The following is a 16,046-nucleotide window of genomic DNA, read 5'->3' as shown; positions in this document are numbered from 1 at the left end:
AATGCTTAGTATCAAGAATTTACATGCCAGCGTGGAAAAGAAAAACATCATTAAAGGTCTTAACCTTGAAGTTAAACCTGGTGAAGTACACGCTATCATGGGCCCCAACGGTGCCGGTAAAAGTACACTAGGTTACGTACTATCTGGCCGTGATGGCTACGAAGTGAGTGATGGTGAAGCCACGCTTAACGGTAAAGACTTACTTGAGCTTGACGTTGAAGAGCGCGCTCGAGAAGGCCTGTTTTTAGCGTTTCAGTACCCAGTTGAAATTCCTGGCGTAAGCAACATGGAATTTATGAAAGAGTCGGTTAACGCCATGCGTGAAGAGCGCGGCGAAGCGCCACTGACGGCTGCTGAGTTTCTTAAAAAAGCGAAAGAAGCCTGTAAGCAAGTTCAACTTCCCCTGGATTTCTTAAAGCGTGGCGTTAACGAAGGCTTCTCTGGTGGTGAGAAAAAACGTAACGAAATCATGCAAATGATTTTGCTTGAGCCAAAGCTTTGTATTCTGGACGAATCAGACTCTGGCCTTGACGTTGATGCACTACAAGTGGTTGCCGATGGCGTAAACAGCCAGCGCGACGGTGAGCGTAGCTTCATTGTTGTTACCCACTACCAGCGTCTTCTCGACTACATCAAGCCTGACTTTGTACACATTCTTGCCGACGGTAAAATTGTGAAAAGTGGTGATGCGTCACTGGCACTAGAAGTTGAAAAGAGTGGTTACGCTTTCCTAGGTAAGGCGTATGAGGAGGCCGAGGCATGAGTCAATGGCTAGAACAGGTCATTGATACAGCACAGCGCGACGATTATCTATCGCCCGTGCGTCAACAGGCCTTAGCACAACTAAAAGCCGACGGCTGGCCAGCGCGCAGAAACGAAAGCTGGCGCTTTACGCCGCTTACGCCAATTGAAAAGCGTGAAGCAAAGCAAGCAGTTCAAGCTGACAACTTGCCAGTACCGGCTATTGATAATTTAAATGCTATCGATCTTGTTTTTGTCGATGGCGTGCTGGTTACACAGGTTAATACGCTTGATGTGCCAGCTGGCATGAGTATTACGTCACTAAACAGTGATGATGCTGCTACGCAACAGGCGATTAGCAGCGTGTATGGCAAAGTTAAGCCTAGCCGTCATATGTTTGGTTTGGTAAACGATGCGCTATGCCAACATGGTATTTTTATTAATGTTGAAGCAGGCGTGAAAATCGACACACCAGTGCGCATTGTGAACATGGCGTCGCAAAATGTAGATGCCCACACGCGCGTGGTAGTAAAAGTAGCAGAAGGCGCAAGCGCCACTGTTATCGAGCAAGGCTTTGGTGATACTGAAAGCTTAACCACGGCGTTTGCTGAATACGATTTGGCGGATGATGCTCATCTAGAGCACTATCGTTTCGCTATGTTTACTGGCAAAGCAAAGCAACTAGGCGGTAGCCACTTCAAGCTACACAACCGCACCACGCTCAATAGCACCATGGTGGGTTATGGCAGCGAACTGTCGCGCTTAGACGTAGACATTCACCATGCGGGCGAGTTTGCTGACGCGAAAATGAATGCTGTTTATTTGTTGGCAGAAGGCGAGTTGTTCGACCTGCACTCTACCATTGAGCACGCTATGCCTAACGGTACTACCGAGGAAAATGCGCGCGGTATTGTGGGTGATAAAGCGCGCGCTGTGTTTAACGGTCGTATTCATATTCACCGAGACGCACAGAAAACGCTGGCTGAACTGAACAACCGCAATTTGTTATTGTCACGCCGCGGCGTAATTAATACCAAGCCTGAGCTTGAAATTTACGCAGATGACGTAAAGTGTGCCCACGGAGCAACCGTAGCTGAAATTGAAGAAGAAGCCTTGTACTACATGCTGACTCGTGGCATTCCGCGTAGTAAAGCACTTGTTATGCTTAACTTCGGCTTCATTCAAGAGCTGATAAACGATGTACCAAATGGGGCAATCCGTGAATGGCTTGCGCCACTGTTAAGTGAACGCTTCGCCCAAATGGAGGTGAAATGAGCCTAGACGTTGCAGCACTTCGTGCCCAGTTTCCTATTTTATCAAAGACGGTAGACGGCAAACCGCTAGTCTACCTAGATAACGCAGCGACCACGCAAAAACCACAAGCGGTAATAGACGCGTTGGTAGACTTTTATACGGGCACGAACGCGAACGTGCATCGCGGTGCTCATCACTTGTCTGATGAAGCCACCCGTCGATATGAAAATGCACGTAGCAGCGTCGCGAGTTTCATTAATGCCAACGCCCGCGAAGAAGTTATTTGGACGTCGGGTACCACTGAGGCCATTAACATCGTGGCCAATGGCCTAGGTCAGCTTCTCGGTGAAGGTGATGAAGTGATGGTCACCGAGCTTGAGCACCATGCTAACTTGGTTACGTGGCAACAGGCCTGTCGTCGCGCTGGCGCTACGCTCAACATTGTACCTATTTTCGATACTGGTGAGCTTGATGTAGAAGCCTTTGATAGACTGCTTTCAAGTAACACCAAAATGGTCGCCTTCCCGCACGTGTCAAATGCCTTGGGAACGGTAAACCCAATTAAACTGCTAACGCAAAAAGCCAAAGCAGTAGGGGCCTGGGTTTTGGTTGATGGTGCGCAGGGTATAGCCCATGGCGGTGTAGACGTACAAGACATCGGCTGCGACTTTTACGCATTTTCAGGGCATAAGCTTTTTGGCCCAACAGGCATTGGCTGCTTGTGGGGTAAAAAAGAGGTCCTAGAAACCTGGCCAGTATGGCAGGTTGGTGGCGAGATGATCAAGGATGTCACCTATCATGAAGCCACGTGGGGCTCTTTACCTAACCGCTTAGAAGCCGGTACACCAAATATCGCCGGCGCTATCGGAATGGGGGCGGCAGTTGACTGGTTTAGCGCCCTTGATGTAAACGCATTACACGAACATGAGCAAAAGCTGCTGGCCTATGCCACCGAGCAGGCTGAAGCCTTTGAAGGGATGCGTATTATTGGTACAGCACCAAACAAGGTTGGCGTGTTAAGCTTTTTGCTTGAAGGTGCGCATCCAGCCGATGTGGGCTTTATTTTAGATAGACAAGGCGTGGCTATTCGCACAGGTGATAACTGTGCGCAACCACTGATGAAGCGATTCGGCATACCGGGTACCGCTCGTGCGTCGTTTTCAATTTACAATACGCTTGAAGAAGTAGACAGCTTATTTGCTGCGCTTAAAAAAGCAAAAATGATGTTGGCCTAAGGAGGCATTATGAGTGTTGAAACGTTTGTACCTAGTACAAAACTCATTACGCTAACTGACAGTGCCGTTAAGCATTTCGAAAGTAAGCTTAAAGACAAGCCTGGTCAGTTAATTCGTTTATCAACAAAAGTAAGCGGCTGTACGGGCTATGCTTACGTGCTTGATTTCGCTGACAGCGCCCAAGCAGATGATGAAATTATTGAAATTTCTCCCCTTGTTAATGTAGCGGTTGCCGCAGATGCAACCGATCTTTTGCGTAACACCGAGATTGACTATGTTATGGAAGGCGTAAACGGCATTATCAAGTACAACAACCCAAATGTTGTTGATGAATGTGGGTGTGGCGAGAGTTTTAACGTAGGTTAATTGCCGCGCAAAAGCACTTCAGTTGTAGAATTAAAGAGTACTAAGTCGTTTATGAAACAAAAAATGGTGACCACCGAGCGCGATTGTAAAGCGCGTTTGGTGCCAGCGGGTAACCCAACTGTTATCCCTGAAGGCGAGTTTGTGAATATCACCCAAGAGCTCGGTGGTAACTACACGGTAACGTGGCGCGGTAATATGTACCGCATTGACGGTACTGACGCGGGCGCTATCGGTCGCAAAGCGATGACATTGACCTTTGATGCGCCAGAAGATGGTAACATCAGCGAACAGCAAGTGTGGGATGCCTTAGAGACTATTTTTGACCCCGAAATTCCAATTAATCTGGTTTCATTGGGGCTTATATATAAAGTCGAAATTGATCAAGCATCCGGTGACGTCAATATTGATATGACGCTTACCGCACCGGGTTGTGGCATGGGACCGGTTCTGGTCGGTGACGTGGAGTATCGTGTAGCCATGGTGCCCCATGTGAAAAACGTCAATGTTGAGCTAGTGTTCGACCCAGCATGGTCACGAGACATGATGAGTGAAGAAGCGCAGCTTGAAGCGGGCCTTTTCTTCTAAGCACACTAGCCATCGTTTATCGCCTTGTCGTTTAACCTTATTACAGATTTTAAAAGCGGAAATAGAAATGCAATTACCAAGTAGTGAAGAGATTATTGATGATTTAGCGTTCTTCGACGATTGGGAACAGCGATATCAGTACATCATTGACTTAGGCAAATCTATTCCAGGTTTACCCGAAGACGCGAAAACCCCTGAGCGCCTAGTGAAAGGCTGTCAAAGCAGTGTATGGTTAATCGAGTCCTATGACGGGAACAAAATTACCTTTGACGTAGATAGCGACGCGGTTATCGTTCAAGGTTTATTAGCATTAGTGCTTGCCGCCTACAACGATAAAACCCCAGCAGATATCGTAGCGTTTGATATCGATGGGTACTTCGAAGCGTTAGATCTGGAGCGTCATATTACCCCAACGCGGGGTAATGGCTTGCGTGCTATTGTGGGTAAAATCCAAGAACTAGCCAAAGCTAACGCTTAGTATTTGGTGGCTCATCGCTTTTCCGACATCGTTTTATTCGGTCGTCGCTGAGTTGATAGGGCAGGTTGTGTTGCAACTGAACATCTGCCTTCGCAAAATAATGTATACGTTGTCATCATATTGTCATAGCTAGTGCGCTATTCTGATATTACATTTGCAAGTAAAAACAATGCGTTAAGCCTGATTTGATAAAGGCTCTGGTCAAGCTGCTATTTATTGCCTATAATTCGCGGCCAAAATTTTAAGATACATACACTATTATTTGTTTGGAGAGATAACATGGCTCTTGAGCGTACTTTTTCGATTATCAAGCCTGATGCGGTAGCTAAAAACGTTATCGGTGCAATTTACAACCGTTTCGAATCTGCAGGTCTTCGCATTGTGGCATCTAAGATGATCCACATGAGCAAAGAGCAAGCAGAAGGCTTTTATGCAGAACACAAAGAGCGTCCTTTCTTCGGCGCACTTGTTGACTTCATGACGTCTGGTCCAGTTATGGTTCAAGTACTAGAAGGCGAAAATGCTGTTCTAGCTAACCGTGAAATCATGGGCGCAACTAACCCAGCTGATGCAGCTGCAGGTACATTACGTTCAGACTACGCTGCGTCAATCGACGAAAACGCAGTTCACGGTTCTGACGCGCCTGAGTCAGCAGCACGCGAAATTGCTTACTTCTTCTCTGAAGAAGAAATCTGCCCACGTACTCGCTAAGAATACGCTGGTAGGAAAAAACGAGGCCTTAGCGCCTCGTTTTTTTGTTTTCGGCGTTTGCAACGGTTTCTTACAGCCTAATTAAATCGTCGCTTACCCTCATCTTCTCTTCACCTATTCGCTTTTTTCACAGCTGCGCTTGAAGCCGCGCTTGAAAGTAACAACGAAAATCACTAACTAAGGTGCTTGGGGGTACCATCTATTTGCCAAGTGGAAGCAACCTCGCTGGCACGGCAATCTTAACCATACTCTGCGCTAAATCGACTTTTTCTCATTTCTCATCTGTGGTAGAATCCGCGCAAATTTTAATCAGCGCACGTCCTCTGCTCATTAGGTAGTCAGAACGCTGGTTATTACATCAATTTCAGCAGTAAGAGGGGGAACCCTCGAAGGTAAAAGGGTCATCTTATTCATGGCAAAAACTAACTTATTAAACCTAAATCGCGAAGGCTTGCGCAATTTCTTCAAGGAAATGGGCGAGAAGCCGTTTCGTGCCGATCAGGTAATGAAATGGATTTACCAGCACGGTGTTAGCGATTTCGAGGAAATGAGTAACCTCAATAAAAACCTTCGTGCCATGCTTATTGAGAACTGTGAAATTAAAGCACCTGAAATTGCGTATTTTCAAGAAGCCAGTGACGGTACTATCAAGTTCGCATTGACCCTTGAAGGTGGACAGGAAGTGGAATCGGTGTGGATCCCCGAAACCGATCGCGCAACCTTGTGTGTCTCATCACAAGTAGGTTGTGCACTAGAGTGTACGTTCTGCTCGACGGCGCAGCAGGGGTTTAATCGAAACCTTAGCGTCAGCGAAATTATTGGTCAGGTATGGCGTGTTGCTACATTCCTTGGTCTGTCGAAAGACTCAAGTAAACGCCCAATCACCAACGTAGTAATGATGGGCATGGGTGAGCCATTACTTAACCTTAAAAACGTTGTACCGGCTATGGATATCATGCTAGATGATTTTGGGTTTGGTTTGTCTAAACGTCGCGTAACGTTAAGTACCTCTGGCGTGGTGCCAGCGCTTGATATGCTGGGCGACCAAATAGATGTAGCCCTTGCGATATCGCTTCACGCGCCAACGGATGAACTACGCAACGAAATCGTGCCGGTTAATAAGAAATACAATATAGAAGCATTCTTAGCAGGCGTACGTCGTTATCTAGCGAAATCAAAGGCAAACCAGGGCCGTGTAACGGTTGAGTACGTGATGCTTTCAAATATCAACGACAGTACTGAACAAGCGCACCAGCTGGCGAAAGTATTAAAAGATACGCCGAGTAAAATTAATTTAATACCGTTCAACCCATACCCGGGGTCACCATACACCTGCTCGAGTAACTCCCGTATCGATAGATTCTCGAAAGTGCTTATGGAATACGGGTTTACCACGGTTGTTCGCAAGACCCGCGGCGATGATATTGATGCTGCGTGCGGTCAATTAGTAGGCGATGTAGTTGATAGAACGAAAAGATTGTTAAAAAAACAGGTGAAGGGCGAAGCGATTTCGGTAAAAATGGCCCAATAATCATTAAGATAATAGGGTAAGACTATGGTTGCGGGATTGCGTACTTCACTTCGGGTTAGTTTATTGAGTGCTGTTATAATGGTGACTGGCTGTGTGAGCAACAGCCAGTCTGATTTATACGGGGGCAACTTCGATCATGAGGAAGCCGCTAAAACGAGAACGTCCCTTGGTCTTACCTACCTTCAAAATAACAACTACACGCAAGCGAAAAAGAATTTAGACAAAGCGCTGGCTTTTGACCCTCGCTCTGCCGATGTTCAGTTTGCCATGGCCTACTACTATCAACTAGTAGGCGACAACCGCCGTGCCGAAGAGTTCTACAAAACAGCGATAGACTTAGCGCCTGAGAATGGTGACATTGCAAACAGCTATGGTGCGTTTAAGTGTCAAAACGGGGAATACGATAAAGCTAAAGCCTATTTCTTTGATGCTATCAACAACCGCCTTTATGCAAATGCAGCGCAAACTTACGAAAACCTTGCGCTATGTGCACAAAGCCAAGGAAAAGTGGATGAGGCGATAGGCTACCTTCAAGACGCCTTGAAACACCAACCAGCCCGAGGAAAAACCCTCTTTCTATTAAGCGAGCTCTACGCTGTGTCTGAGCAGTGGGGCCTTGCTGAGTCTTCATTGAGTAAATACGAGCGCGTCGCAAAAATCACACCTGACTATTTATGGTTAGCGTATGAAGTTGCCAAAGGCCAAGGGGATCTTGAAGCGGCTAGCGACTATGGCGAAATGATGGTTTCGGTGTTTCCCGAAAGTGAACTGACGAAACGCTACCTTGTTCAACGAGATAGTTTGCAAAATAGGGTCGTTAGAACTGTTAAGTCTTCGCCTGTCAACGAAGTAGAAAGCCAGCAGGCGGACGCTCAAGTGGAAAAGCAAAAACAGGGCGAAAAGGCAGAGCAATCAACCACTTCAGAGGCAGAACTTGATGATGCGGGGGAGCAAAGCCAGCGTGTTGAGCCCAATGACGATGAGCAAACCACAACTTCAACATCCCCTTCAGATAACGAACAAAAGCAAAATATTGAATTATCTGAGCAAAGTGACAAATTCCATGTAGTAAAAGAAGGTGAAAACTTATATCGTATTTCTTTATTGCACAATATCAAAATGGCGACACTGCTAAAGTGGAATAACCTAGAAAATACTGGCGCTATTATTGCTGGTCAGACGCTTTGGTTAGTACCACCGAATATGCAGGAGGAATAAGGTTTAATGGTGTCAGAAGAAAAAGCGAATCAAGAAGTAACTTCGCAACAACAAGAAAATACGCCAAGCCCGGGGGCAATGCTAAAAGCGCGCCGTGAAACGCTAGGTTTGTCCCAACAAGACATTGCCGATAAATTATTTCTAAAATCATTTCAAATCAATGATTTAGAAAGTGACGTTATTGATGAGAAATCGTCGGTTACGTTTACGAAGGGATACGTAAGAAATTATGCTAAGCAATTAGGCATGAATTCTCATGAGGTTATTGAAGCGTTTGAGCGGTTTCACAACCAAACATCTGTTCCGTCTTCTGAAAAGCTACAAAGTTTTTCAAAGCGTGTCGCAAAACAGACACACGATGACAGATGGATGATGGTTACTTACATTATTCTGCTTCTTATTATAGCCGGTGTAGTGGTCTGGTGGTATCAACAACCTAATGACGAGTCTGTTGCCGAGTTACCCCTTACCGAAGCGGTCAAGCGTGAAGCTGCTAATACGCCTATTTCATCAACCGAACGTGGAACGAGTAGTTCACAGGCCGAAAAGCGTATTTCATCAGACAATACTGCCTCGCAAGCATCAACCTTAGGTAATGACACGTTAACGTCGCGTAGCGCTGAAGTGGGCGAGTCGCAATCTGGCGAAGACACCGGCCCACAAGATGATGACTTTGCTCAAGACGGTAGTTTAAACGATGGGGCTATCTCGGCCCCAGATACAACCGTCGATGATAGCAATAATCTAACGGCGCTAGTTAGCGGCGACAATGAAGCTCAACAGTCTGGCCTGAAAATCAATACACAAAGTAGTGCAGCACCTATCTCAATGACTTTTACCTTTGACGATGATTGCTGGGTAAATATTAAAGACGCGTCTGGTGAAGCAATAGCCTATGGGGTTAAGCAAAAAGGGCGCGTTATGGAAATTCAAGGCGTACCTCCTGTTGAAGTTACGCTCGGTGCACCGGATAATGTGCGCATATCAGTTAACGGCGAGTCTGTTGATATTTCTTCATACCAAAATGGTAAAACAGCTCGGTTCGCACTTCCTTTATAGGTAATTAGATGTTTGCAGAAAGCCCTATTAAACGCAGAAAGTCTACGCGTATTAATGTAGGTAATGTTCCCATTGGCGATGGTGCTCCCATTGCTGTTCAATCCATGACAAATACTCGCACCACAGATGTGGCAGCGACAGTAGATCAGATAAACCGAATTGTAGCTGTCGGTGGTGAGATAGTTCGTGTATCTGTACCTACCATGGAAGCGGCAGAAGCATTCAAGGAAATAAAGAAGCAGGTAAGCGTACCCTTGGTCGCCGATATTCACTTTGACTATCGTATAGCCCTGAAAGTGGCAGAGTACGGCGTAGACTGCTTGCGCATAAACCCGGGCAACATTGGCAATATGGAGCGCATTCGGTCTGTGGTTGACTGCGCGAAAGACAAAAATATTCCTATTCGGATTGGTGTTAATGGCGGATCGCTAGAGAAAGACTTACAAGAAAAGTATGGTGAGCCCACGCCAGAAGCGCTGGTTGAGTCAGCCATGCGCCATGTAGATATTCTAGATAAACTCAATTTTGACCAGTTCAAAGTCAGTGTTAAAGCTTCTGATGTATTTTTGGCTGTTGGCGCCTATCGCTTATTGGCACAAAAAATCGACCAACCCCTTCATTTAGGTATTACCGAAGCCGGAGGGCAACGAGCTGGGGCGGTTAAAAGTGCCGTCGGTTTGGGTATGCTTCTGGCCGAAGGCATAGGTGATACAGTACGTGTTTCACTTGCTGCTGACCCGGTCGAAGAAATCAAAGTTGGCTTCGATATCTTAAAGTCGCTGCGCATTCGCTCTCGCGGTATCAACTTTATTGCATGCCCTAGCTGCTCAAGACAAGAGTTTGACGTTATCGGCACGGTAAACGCGTTAGAGCAGAGGCTAGAAGATATTCTAACCCCAATGGATGTTTCCATTATCGGGTGTGTGGTTAACGGCCCTGGGGAAGCTGAAGTATCAGACTTAGGGCTTACCGGCGCACGCAATATGAGCGGCCTTTACGAGGACGGGAAACGGGTTAAAGAGCGCCTTCCAAATGACGATCTCGTTGACAAGCTAGAAGCGAAAATCCGTGCTAAAGCAGCGCGCCTAAGCGAGCAAAATAAAATTCAGGTTTCGGTGAAAGACTAAGAGACCTTTTTGTTCGTTGTTGTTTACTCCCAAAGCCCCTATAATGCGGGGCTTTTCACTATTTAGCAGTATGAGAATTTCACGTGGCTAAGACTATTCAGGCAATTCGAGGCATGAATGACTGCCTACCGGAGATTTCCGGCACATGGCAAAAGGTAGAATCTGTACTTCGTCAGGTTGTGGCGAGTTATGGCTACCAGGAAATACGCACCCCCATCGTTGAAAGCACCGATCTATTTAAGCGCTCTATTGGTGAAGTTACCGATATCGTTGAAAAGGAAATGTATACCTTTGAAGATAGAAATGGCGATAGCTTGACGCTGCGTCCAGAGGGTACAGCAAGTTGCGTGCGTGCGGGTAACGAGCATGGGTTACTGTATAACCAGCAACAGCGACTATGGTACATGGGCCCAATGTTTCGCCACGAGCGCCCACAAAAAGGTCGCTATCGCCAGTTTCACCAATTTGGCGTTGAAACCTATGGCATGGATGGACCTGACATAGATTTAGAAGTGATCCTCCTTAGTGCACGCTTCTGGAAATCCTTTGGCATAGAGCAGCATGTAAAACTACAAATCAACACGCTAGGCTCGAACGAGGCACGTGCGGCGTACCGCGATACTCTTGTGGCGTTTTTAAAGGAAAGAGCTGACCAGCTTGATGAAGATTCGCTGCGTCGCCTTGAAACCAACCCGCTTCGCGTGCTTGATTCGAAGAACTCAGATGTTCAGGCTGCCATTGCAGACGCGCCGGCCCTTATCGACCACTTAGATGATGAGTCTAAGGCACATTTCGACACATTGTGTGCGCGACTTACACAAGCCGGTATCGAATTTGAAATTAACCCGCGCTTAGTGCGTGGGTTAGACTACTACAACAGAACAGTGTTTGAATGGGTAACCGATAGCTTGGGTGCGCAGGGCACAGTGTGTGCTGGCGGTCGTTATGATGGTCTAGTCGAACAGTTAGGTGGTAAAGCGACTCCAGCGGTTGGTTTTGCCATGGGTATTGAACGTTTGGTACTGTTACTGACTACGCTAACCGAAGAAGGCCAAGATACAAGCTTTGCCGATGTTTACGTGACAGCTATGGGTGACGATGCCCAGCCTTATGCCATAGAAGTGTCAGAAGCGCTTCGTAACGCGCTGCCTAATATCCGCATTATGATGCACTGCGGTGGCGGCAACTTTAAAAAGCAATTGAAGCGTGCAGACAAAACCGGTGCACGTTTGGCGCTGTTGTTAGGTAGTGACGAAATGCAGTCTCGTGAAGTGGGTGTAAAACCACTACGCGACGGTCAAGAACAAGTTACAGTAAGCTTTGACACCTTAGCGGATAAGGTTGCTGAGATGCTGAGCGCAAAATAAGAAGAGGACATCATGGAACAGTTCGCAACAGAAGAACAACAAGTAGAAGCGATAAAGCGTTTTTGGAAAGAGCACGGTACTGCCATCATTGTGGGCGCAGCGCTAGGTTTAGGCGGCCTTTGGGGCTGGCGCTACTATTCAGAAACACAAATTGAGAGCAAAGAAGCAGCATCAGTTGCTTATCAAAATGCGGTTGAAACCTTCGGAAGCGAAGGTAGCGATGCTAAAGTGAATGCGTTCATTGAAGAAAACAAAGACAGTGGCTATGCCAGCATTGCCGGTCTTCTTGCCGCGAAACAAGCAGTAGACGCCGGCGATTTAGATGCCGCTGCGTCTCATTTAAATAGCGTAGTCACCTTTGCTGAAAATGACGAGCTTAAGGTACTTGCGTCACTTCGTTTGTCTCGAGTGCAAATTGAAATGAACCAGCTGGACGCGGCGTTGTCTACGCTTAGCAACGTAACTAACGACGCATTTTCAGCAGAGATTTCTGAATTAAAAGGCGATGTGTATCAAAAACAAGGTAAGTTTGATGATGCTCGTTTAGCTTATTCAAATGCGTTAGAAAAAAATGCCAATAACCCGCTTTTACAAATGAAGCTAGATAACTTATCGGTTTCAGCATCTCAGTAAGCGTTAGCCTTTGGGCTGGTATAAAAAATAAAGAGGTACGCAATTTGTTTCACAACACGTGTGGCCGTAAAGGTCGATTTGCTCGCACGATAGGTATGGCATTAGCAGTGTCTATCACAATGTCTGGCTGCTCTACAATTTCAGACTGGTTTGCTGACGAAGAAGAAATCGAAATTCGTCGTTTAAAACCAATTGAAGCCAAATTCTCTCCAACGCTGGCTTGGGAGCGTGATATTGGTGATGGTGTTGATCATTACTTTTCTCGCCTTCGTCCTGTCTATGCTTATAATAAGCTTTACGCAGCAGACCGTCACGGCGCAGTAGTGGCGATGGAGCCGGAAACGGGTAAAGTGTTGTGGGAAAAAGATTTCGCGCAATTTCGCTCTGAAAGCATGATGAGCGCAGTAACCAAATTATGGCGCAGCGGTGAAACAGCACGGATCGGTGGTATTTCAGTAGCAGATAGACACGTATTTATTGGTACTGAAAATGGCTATATCGCCGCGATGGACGCAGAAACCGGCGAACTGGCGTGGGATGCAACCGTGCCAGGTGAAATCTTAGCGGCGCCAGCTGCCGATGAGGGTATCCTTGTGGTAAACACAGGTGCAGGTAGCCTTTTTGGCTTCAATACCCGTACTGGCGAAGAGGTGTGGAGACATGAAGGTGACACGCCCCCGTTAACACTTCGTGGTATTTCAGGTCCTATCGCCTCAAACGGTGGTGTCATAGTTGGAACACCCACCGGAAAAATTCAGGTAAACCTTATCGAAACCGGTGTGTTGGCGTGGGAAACGGTTATAGCAACACCATCAGGTGCAACAGAACTTGAGCGTATTGTCGATATTGATACAACACCTGTTTTATTTGGTGGAACAGTTTACACGGTTTCGTATAACGGCACGCTAGCAGCCGTTGAATTGCGCTCGGGCCGGGTTATTTGGAAGCGTGAATACGCATCGTTTCGTAACTTGAACATCGACGGCAATAAGATTTTTGTTGTTGATAACAACTCAAATGTATACGCGCTGGATAGACGAAATGGCGTAGAGCTATGGTCTCAGGGTTTGCTCAAGAAGCGCTCATTAACTGCGGCTACACCGGTTGGCGATCACATTGTGGTTGGCGACAACTGGGGCTTCTTGCATTGGATTGAGCAAGAAACTGGCGAAGTGGTAGCGCGACTGGATGTGGGTGGCGATGACGAAGACGACGCTATTTTCGCAGCACCGCTAAAAGTTGACGACAGTGTTGTTGCTGTTACGCGAAATGGTGTAGTGGCATCGGTACAAGTACCTAACTAATCGATGTAGATACGCTACAGTAAATAAGCTTAACGAAGGCGCTTCAAGGCATACTTGAAGCGCCTTTTCTTTTGGCGGGCGAAAACCCATCAACCGATTAAATAACCCCTAGGCATTCTCGAAAGGCTCACGATTAAACTCGCAGCGAACTGCATTGGTATTAGGTAGTGAACAAGGTATAATGCGGCCATTCTCAAAAGCCTCTTGTAAAACACCACGTATTTAGAGACGCAATCTCAAAACCAAGTTAGTTGTATTTGGTGTGTGGCTTGTGCTTTTTTAGCTTTCATGACCCTTAGGATCTGATAAATGTTACCCGTTGTTGCTTTGGTTGGCCGCCCGAATGTAGGTAAGTCAACCTTGTTTAATCGCCTTACAAATACCCGTGACGCACTTGTTGCTGACTATCCGGGGCTAACTCGTGACCGTAAATACGGCCAAGCGAAATTTGAAAAGCGTCAGTTTATTGTAGTGGATACCGGCGGTATTACAGGCGACGAAGAGGGCATTGATGCAGAAATGGCACAGCAGTCGCTTTTAGCCATAGAAGAAGCAGACGTCGTACTGTTTTTGGTTGACGCACGAGCGGGTTTACTTCCTGCAGATCAAGGTATTGCCGATCACTTACGCCGTATTAATAAACAGATCTTTGTCGTTGCTAACAAAGTTGACGGTATTGACGGTGACAGTGAAAGTGCAGAGTTTTACTCCCTCGGACTTGGTGCAATAAAGCAAATTGCTGCGGCACATGGTCGCGGTGTTAGCCAGTTACTGCAAGATGCGCTAAAACCCCTTGAGTCAGACTTCCCTGATATGGAGATCATCGACGAAGCGCCTGAAGAAGAGGAAGATGCAGAAAGTCAGCGTCAGCGCTTACAAGAGTTGCCTATTAAACTGGCTATTGTGGGTAAGCCAAATGTGGGTAAGTCTACGTTAACAAACCGTATTCTTGGTGAAGAGCGGGTGGTCGTTTACGACATGCCTGGTACCACACGCGACAGCGTTTACATCCCAATGGAAAGGGACGAACGAGAATATATTTTGATTGACACCGCAGGTGTTAGAAAGCGTAAAAAAATCAGCGAAGCGGTAGAAAAATTCTCGATTGTAAAAACGCTACAGGCTATCGAAGAAGCCAACGTCGTGCTGCTGGTTATCGATGCAAGAGAAGGCATCACCGATCAAGATTTGAGTTTATTGGGTTTTGTACTCAATTCTGGACGCTCACTGGTGGTGGCGGTAAATAAGTGGGATGGGTTAAGTACCGATATTAAAGATGATATAAAGCGCGAGATGGACCGTCGTCTAGGCTTTATAGACTTCGCGCGTATTCACTTTATTTCTGCTTTGCACGGTTCAGGCGTTGGAAACTTATTTGAGTCGGTACAAGAAGCTTACATGAGCGCGACGAAGCGTATTAATACTGCGCTGCTTACTCAAATTATGGAAATGGCGCAAGATGACCACCAACCGCCACTTGTGCGCGGTCGCAGGGTGAAAATGAAATACGCTCATGCAGGCGGGTACAACCCACCTGTTATCGTTATTCATGGTAATCAGGTAGATGATTTACCGAGCTCGTATAAACGCTTCTTAATGAACTACTTCAGAAAAGCGTTAGAAATAATGGGCACGCCTATCAAGATTGAGTTCAGAGAGGGTAACAACCCTTTTGAAGGTAAAAAGAACAACCTTACTTTGGCGCAGCAGCGCAAGCGCCGTCGTATGATGTCTTACTACAAAGAGAAAAAGTAAGCGTCGATTTAAATAGCTACCTAGTTGTATCTAGGTAGCAACCCCTTCCTTTATTTGCGTGCTTTTAAGCTGCCGCCCCTCGCTATATTGTGAGTAAAACTCCACATAATCTAAACCTTTTTGCCTTTGATGGGTATTTCGCTTATTCCAGCCTCCTAAGCAGTACGTGCAGGATATATAGGGCACGAAGTCTTGATGTATCGAATTACATGGCGCGTGTAAACCTTGCAGGAATGGGTGGGCCGAGTCGAGGCAAGAGAGGCTTCATTACTTATGTTTACGACGTGTACCGGGCGCGCTATCAATAGAAAAGCGCATGCGTAGAAATATGCGTAATTAATTGAATGCTGGTGTTCTTTTTGCACTACCTAGTTGCTACGCATGTTCTTCTGTCTACGGCGAGGGCTTGCTAAACAGCAATAAACATCATTTATAAATGACATTGGCAAGCAGCATTAGGGAGTTACTGTGTCAGTAGTGAAATCATATAACCACACCTCATCACTTCAAAAAAACCAGGTGTATAACTGGTATGACAGATACAAACCAAAAGAACAGTTAAAAACTTATGTACTTAGCGATAATGTGAAGCCAAAAGCAACGCCTAAAACCTCTTTTATCAAGCGTCTTTCCGCGAAATAGCGACCTCGCTTAATTGCCTGAATATCAATGTAAGCTACCC

General features: G+C 46.4%; 16 protein-coding genes. All 16 read left to right on the top strand.

The features are described from left to right. The first annotated feature begins 1 nt into the window (after position 1). Positions 2–763: a Fe-S cluster assembly ATPase SufC gene (gene sufC, locus ACTRWF_RS08480; RefSeq protein ID WP_462835376.1), complete on the top strand. Its 762-nt coding sequence runs from the start codon at positions 2–4 to the stop codon at positions 761–763. Further along, positions 760–2,016, top strand: coding sequence for a Fe-S cluster assembly protein SufD (gene sufD / locus ACTRWF_RS08475; RefSeq protein WP_462835375.1), 1,257 nt, complete (start codon positions 760–762; stop codon positions 2,014–2,016). The genes sufC and sufD overlap by 4 nt, the downstream gene beginning before the upstream one ends. Continuing rightward, positions 2,013–3,230 carry an aminotransferase class V-fold PLP-dependent enzyme gene (locus ACTRWF_RS08470; protein ID WP_012519004.1) on the top strand — a complete coding sequence of 406 codons (1,218 nt, stop codon included), beginning with the start codon at positions 2,013–2,015 and terminating at the stop codon, positions 3,228–3,230. Before sufD ends, ACTRWF_RS08470 begins: the two co-directional genes overlap by 4 nt. Positions 3,231–3,239: 9 nt before the next feature. Beyond that, a complete protein-coding gene (locus tag ACTRWF_RS08465) occupies positions 3,240–3,596 on the top strand; it encodes a HesB/IscA family protein (protein WP_012519003.1) in 357 nt (118 codons plus the stop codon). 51 nt (positions 3,597–3,647) lie between these two features. After that, a complete protein-coding gene (gene sufT, locus ACTRWF_RS08460) occupies positions 3,648–4,181 on the top strand; it encodes a putative Fe-S cluster assembly protein SufT (protein ID WP_020743950.1) in 534 nt (177 codons plus the stop codon). Positions 4,182–4,248: 67 nt separating this feature from the next. Then, positions 4,249–4,659, top strand: a complete 411-nt coding sequence (locus ACTRWF_RS08455) for a SufE family protein (protein WP_012519001.1) — start codon at positions 4,249–4,251, stop codon at positions 4,657–4,659. Between the two features lie 279 nt (positions 4,660–4,938). Continuing rightward, positions 4,939–5,370, top strand: coding sequence for a nucleoside-diphosphate kinase (ndk, locus tag ACTRWF_RS08450; RefSeq protein ID WP_012519000.1), 432 nt, complete (start codon positions 4,939–4,941; stop codon positions 5,368–5,370). A gap of 412 nt (positions 5,371–5,782) precedes the next feature. Continuing rightward, positions 5,783–6,901, top strand: coding sequence for a dual-specificity RNA methyltransferase RlmN (rlmN, locus tag ACTRWF_RS08445; protein ID WP_012518999.1), 1,119 nt, complete (start codon positions 5,783–5,785; stop codon positions 6,899–6,901). A gap of 24 nt (positions 6,902–6,925) precedes the next feature. Beyond that, complete coding sequence (gene pilW / locus ACTRWF_RS08440) at positions 6,926–8,119, top strand: type IV pilus biogenesis/stability protein PilW (protein ID WP_462835374.1); 1,194 nt, start codon at positions 6,926–6,928, stop codon at positions 8,117–8,119. Positions 8,120–8,125: 6 nt separating this feature from the next. Further along, positions 8,126–9,178 (top strand): RodZ domain-containing protein, encoded by a 1,053-nt coding sequence (locus ACTRWF_RS08435; protein WP_462835373.1) that lies wholly within the window; start codon positions 8,126–8,128, stop codon positions 9,176–9,178. An 8-nt stretch (positions 9,179–9,186) separates the two neighbouring features. Further along, positions 9,187–10,305 carry a flavodoxin-dependent (E)-4-hydroxy-3-methylbut-2-enyl-diphosphate synthase gene (gene ispG / locus ACTRWF_RS08430; RefSeq protein ID WP_012518996.1) on the top strand — a complete coding sequence of 373 codons (1,119 nt, stop codon included), beginning with the start codon at positions 9,187–9,189 and terminating at the stop codon, positions 10,303–10,305. 83 nt (positions 10,306–10,388) lie between these two features. Further along, positions 10,389–11,672: a histidine--tRNA ligase gene (hisS, locus tag ACTRWF_RS08425; protein ID WP_462835372.1), complete on the top strand. Its 1,284-nt coding sequence runs from the start codon at positions 10,389–10,391 to the stop codon at positions 11,670–11,672. Positions 11,673–11,684: 12 nt separating this feature from the next. Then, a complete protein-coding gene (locus ACTRWF_RS08420; protein ID WP_012517545.1) occupies positions 11,685–12,305 on the top strand; it encodes a YfgM family protein in 621 nt (206 codons plus the stop codon). A gap of 44 nt (positions 12,306–12,349) precedes the next feature. After that, the gene (gene bamB, locus ACTRWF_RS08415; protein WP_012518994.1) at positions 12,350–13,609 is read left to right on the top strand and encodes an outer membrane protein assembly factor BamB; all 1,260 of its coding nucleotides are present in this window, start codon (positions 12,350–12,352) and stop codon (positions 13,607–13,609) included. Between the two features lie 309 nt (positions 13,610–13,918). Continuing rightward, positions 13,919–15,364: a ribosome biogenesis GTPase Der gene (gene der, locus ACTRWF_RS08410; RefSeq protein ID WP_012517547.1), complete on the top strand. Its 1,446-nt coding sequence runs from the start codon at positions 13,919–13,921 to the stop codon at positions 15,362–15,364. A 468-nt stretch (positions 15,365–15,832) separates the two neighbouring features. Continuing rightward, the gene (locus ACTRWF_RS08405; protein ID WP_020746278.1) at positions 15,833–16,006 is read left to right on the top strand and encodes a hypothetical protein; all 174 of its coding nucleotides are present in this window, start codon (positions 15,833–15,835) and stop codon (positions 16,004–16,006) included. Positions 16,007–16,046 lie beyond the last annotated feature (40 nt).

Source organism: Alteromonas sp. G5_S2_22_S1 (assembly GCF_054968525.1).
The sequence above is the reverse complement of the archived record's forward strand: the minus strand, read 5'-3'. Positions and strand labels throughout refer to the sequence as shown.

Coding starts and splice junctions, on each gene's coding strand:
- ACTRWF_RS08420 (WP_012517545.1), top strand. CDS start 11,685: ATGGAACAGTTCGCAACAGAAGAACAACAAGTAGAAGCGATAAAGCGT.
- ACTRWF_RS08470 (WP_012519004.1), top strand. CDS start 2,013: ATGAGCCTAGACGTTGCAGCACTTCGTGCCCAGTTTCCTATTTTATCA.
- ispG (WP_012518996.1), top strand. CDS start 9,187: ATGTTTGCAGAAAGCCCTATTAAACGCAGAAAGTCTACGCGTATTAAT.
- ACTRWF_RS08435 (WP_462835373.1), top strand. CDS start 8,126: ATGGTGTCAGAAGAAAAAGCGAATCAAGAAGTAACTTCGCAACAACAA.
- ACTRWF_RS08465 (WP_012519003.1), top strand. CDS start 3,240: ATGAGTGTTGAAACGTTTGTACCTAGTACAAAACTCATTACGCTAACT.
- ndk (WP_012519000.1), top strand. CDS start 4,939: ATGGCTCTTGAGCGTACTTTTTCGATTATCAAGCCTGATGCGGTAGCT.
- ACTRWF_RS08455 (WP_012519001.1), top strand. CDS start 4,249: ATGCAATTACCAAGTAGTGAAGAGATTATTGATGATTTAGCGTTCTTC.
- der (WP_012517547.1), top strand. CDS start 13,919: ATGTTACCCGTTGTTGCTTTGGTTGGCCGCCCGAATGTAGGTAAGTCA.
- sufT (WP_020743950.1), top strand. CDS start 3,648: ATGAAACAAAAAATGGTGACCACCGAGCGCGATTGTAAAGCGCGTTTG.
- sufC (WP_462835376.1), top strand. CDS start 2: ATGCTTAGTATCAAGAATTTACATGCCAGCGTGGAAAAGAAAAACATC.
- rlmN (WP_012518999.1), top strand. CDS start 5,783: ATGGCAAAAACTAACTTATTAAACCTAAATCGCGAAGGCTTGCGCAAT.
- sufD (WP_462835375.1), top strand. CDS start 760: ATGAGTCAATGGCTAGAACAGGTCATTGATACAGCACAGCGCGACGAT.
- pilW (WP_462835374.1), top strand. CDS start 6,926: ATGGTTGCGGGATTGCGTACTTCACTTCGGGTTAGTTTATTGAGTGCT.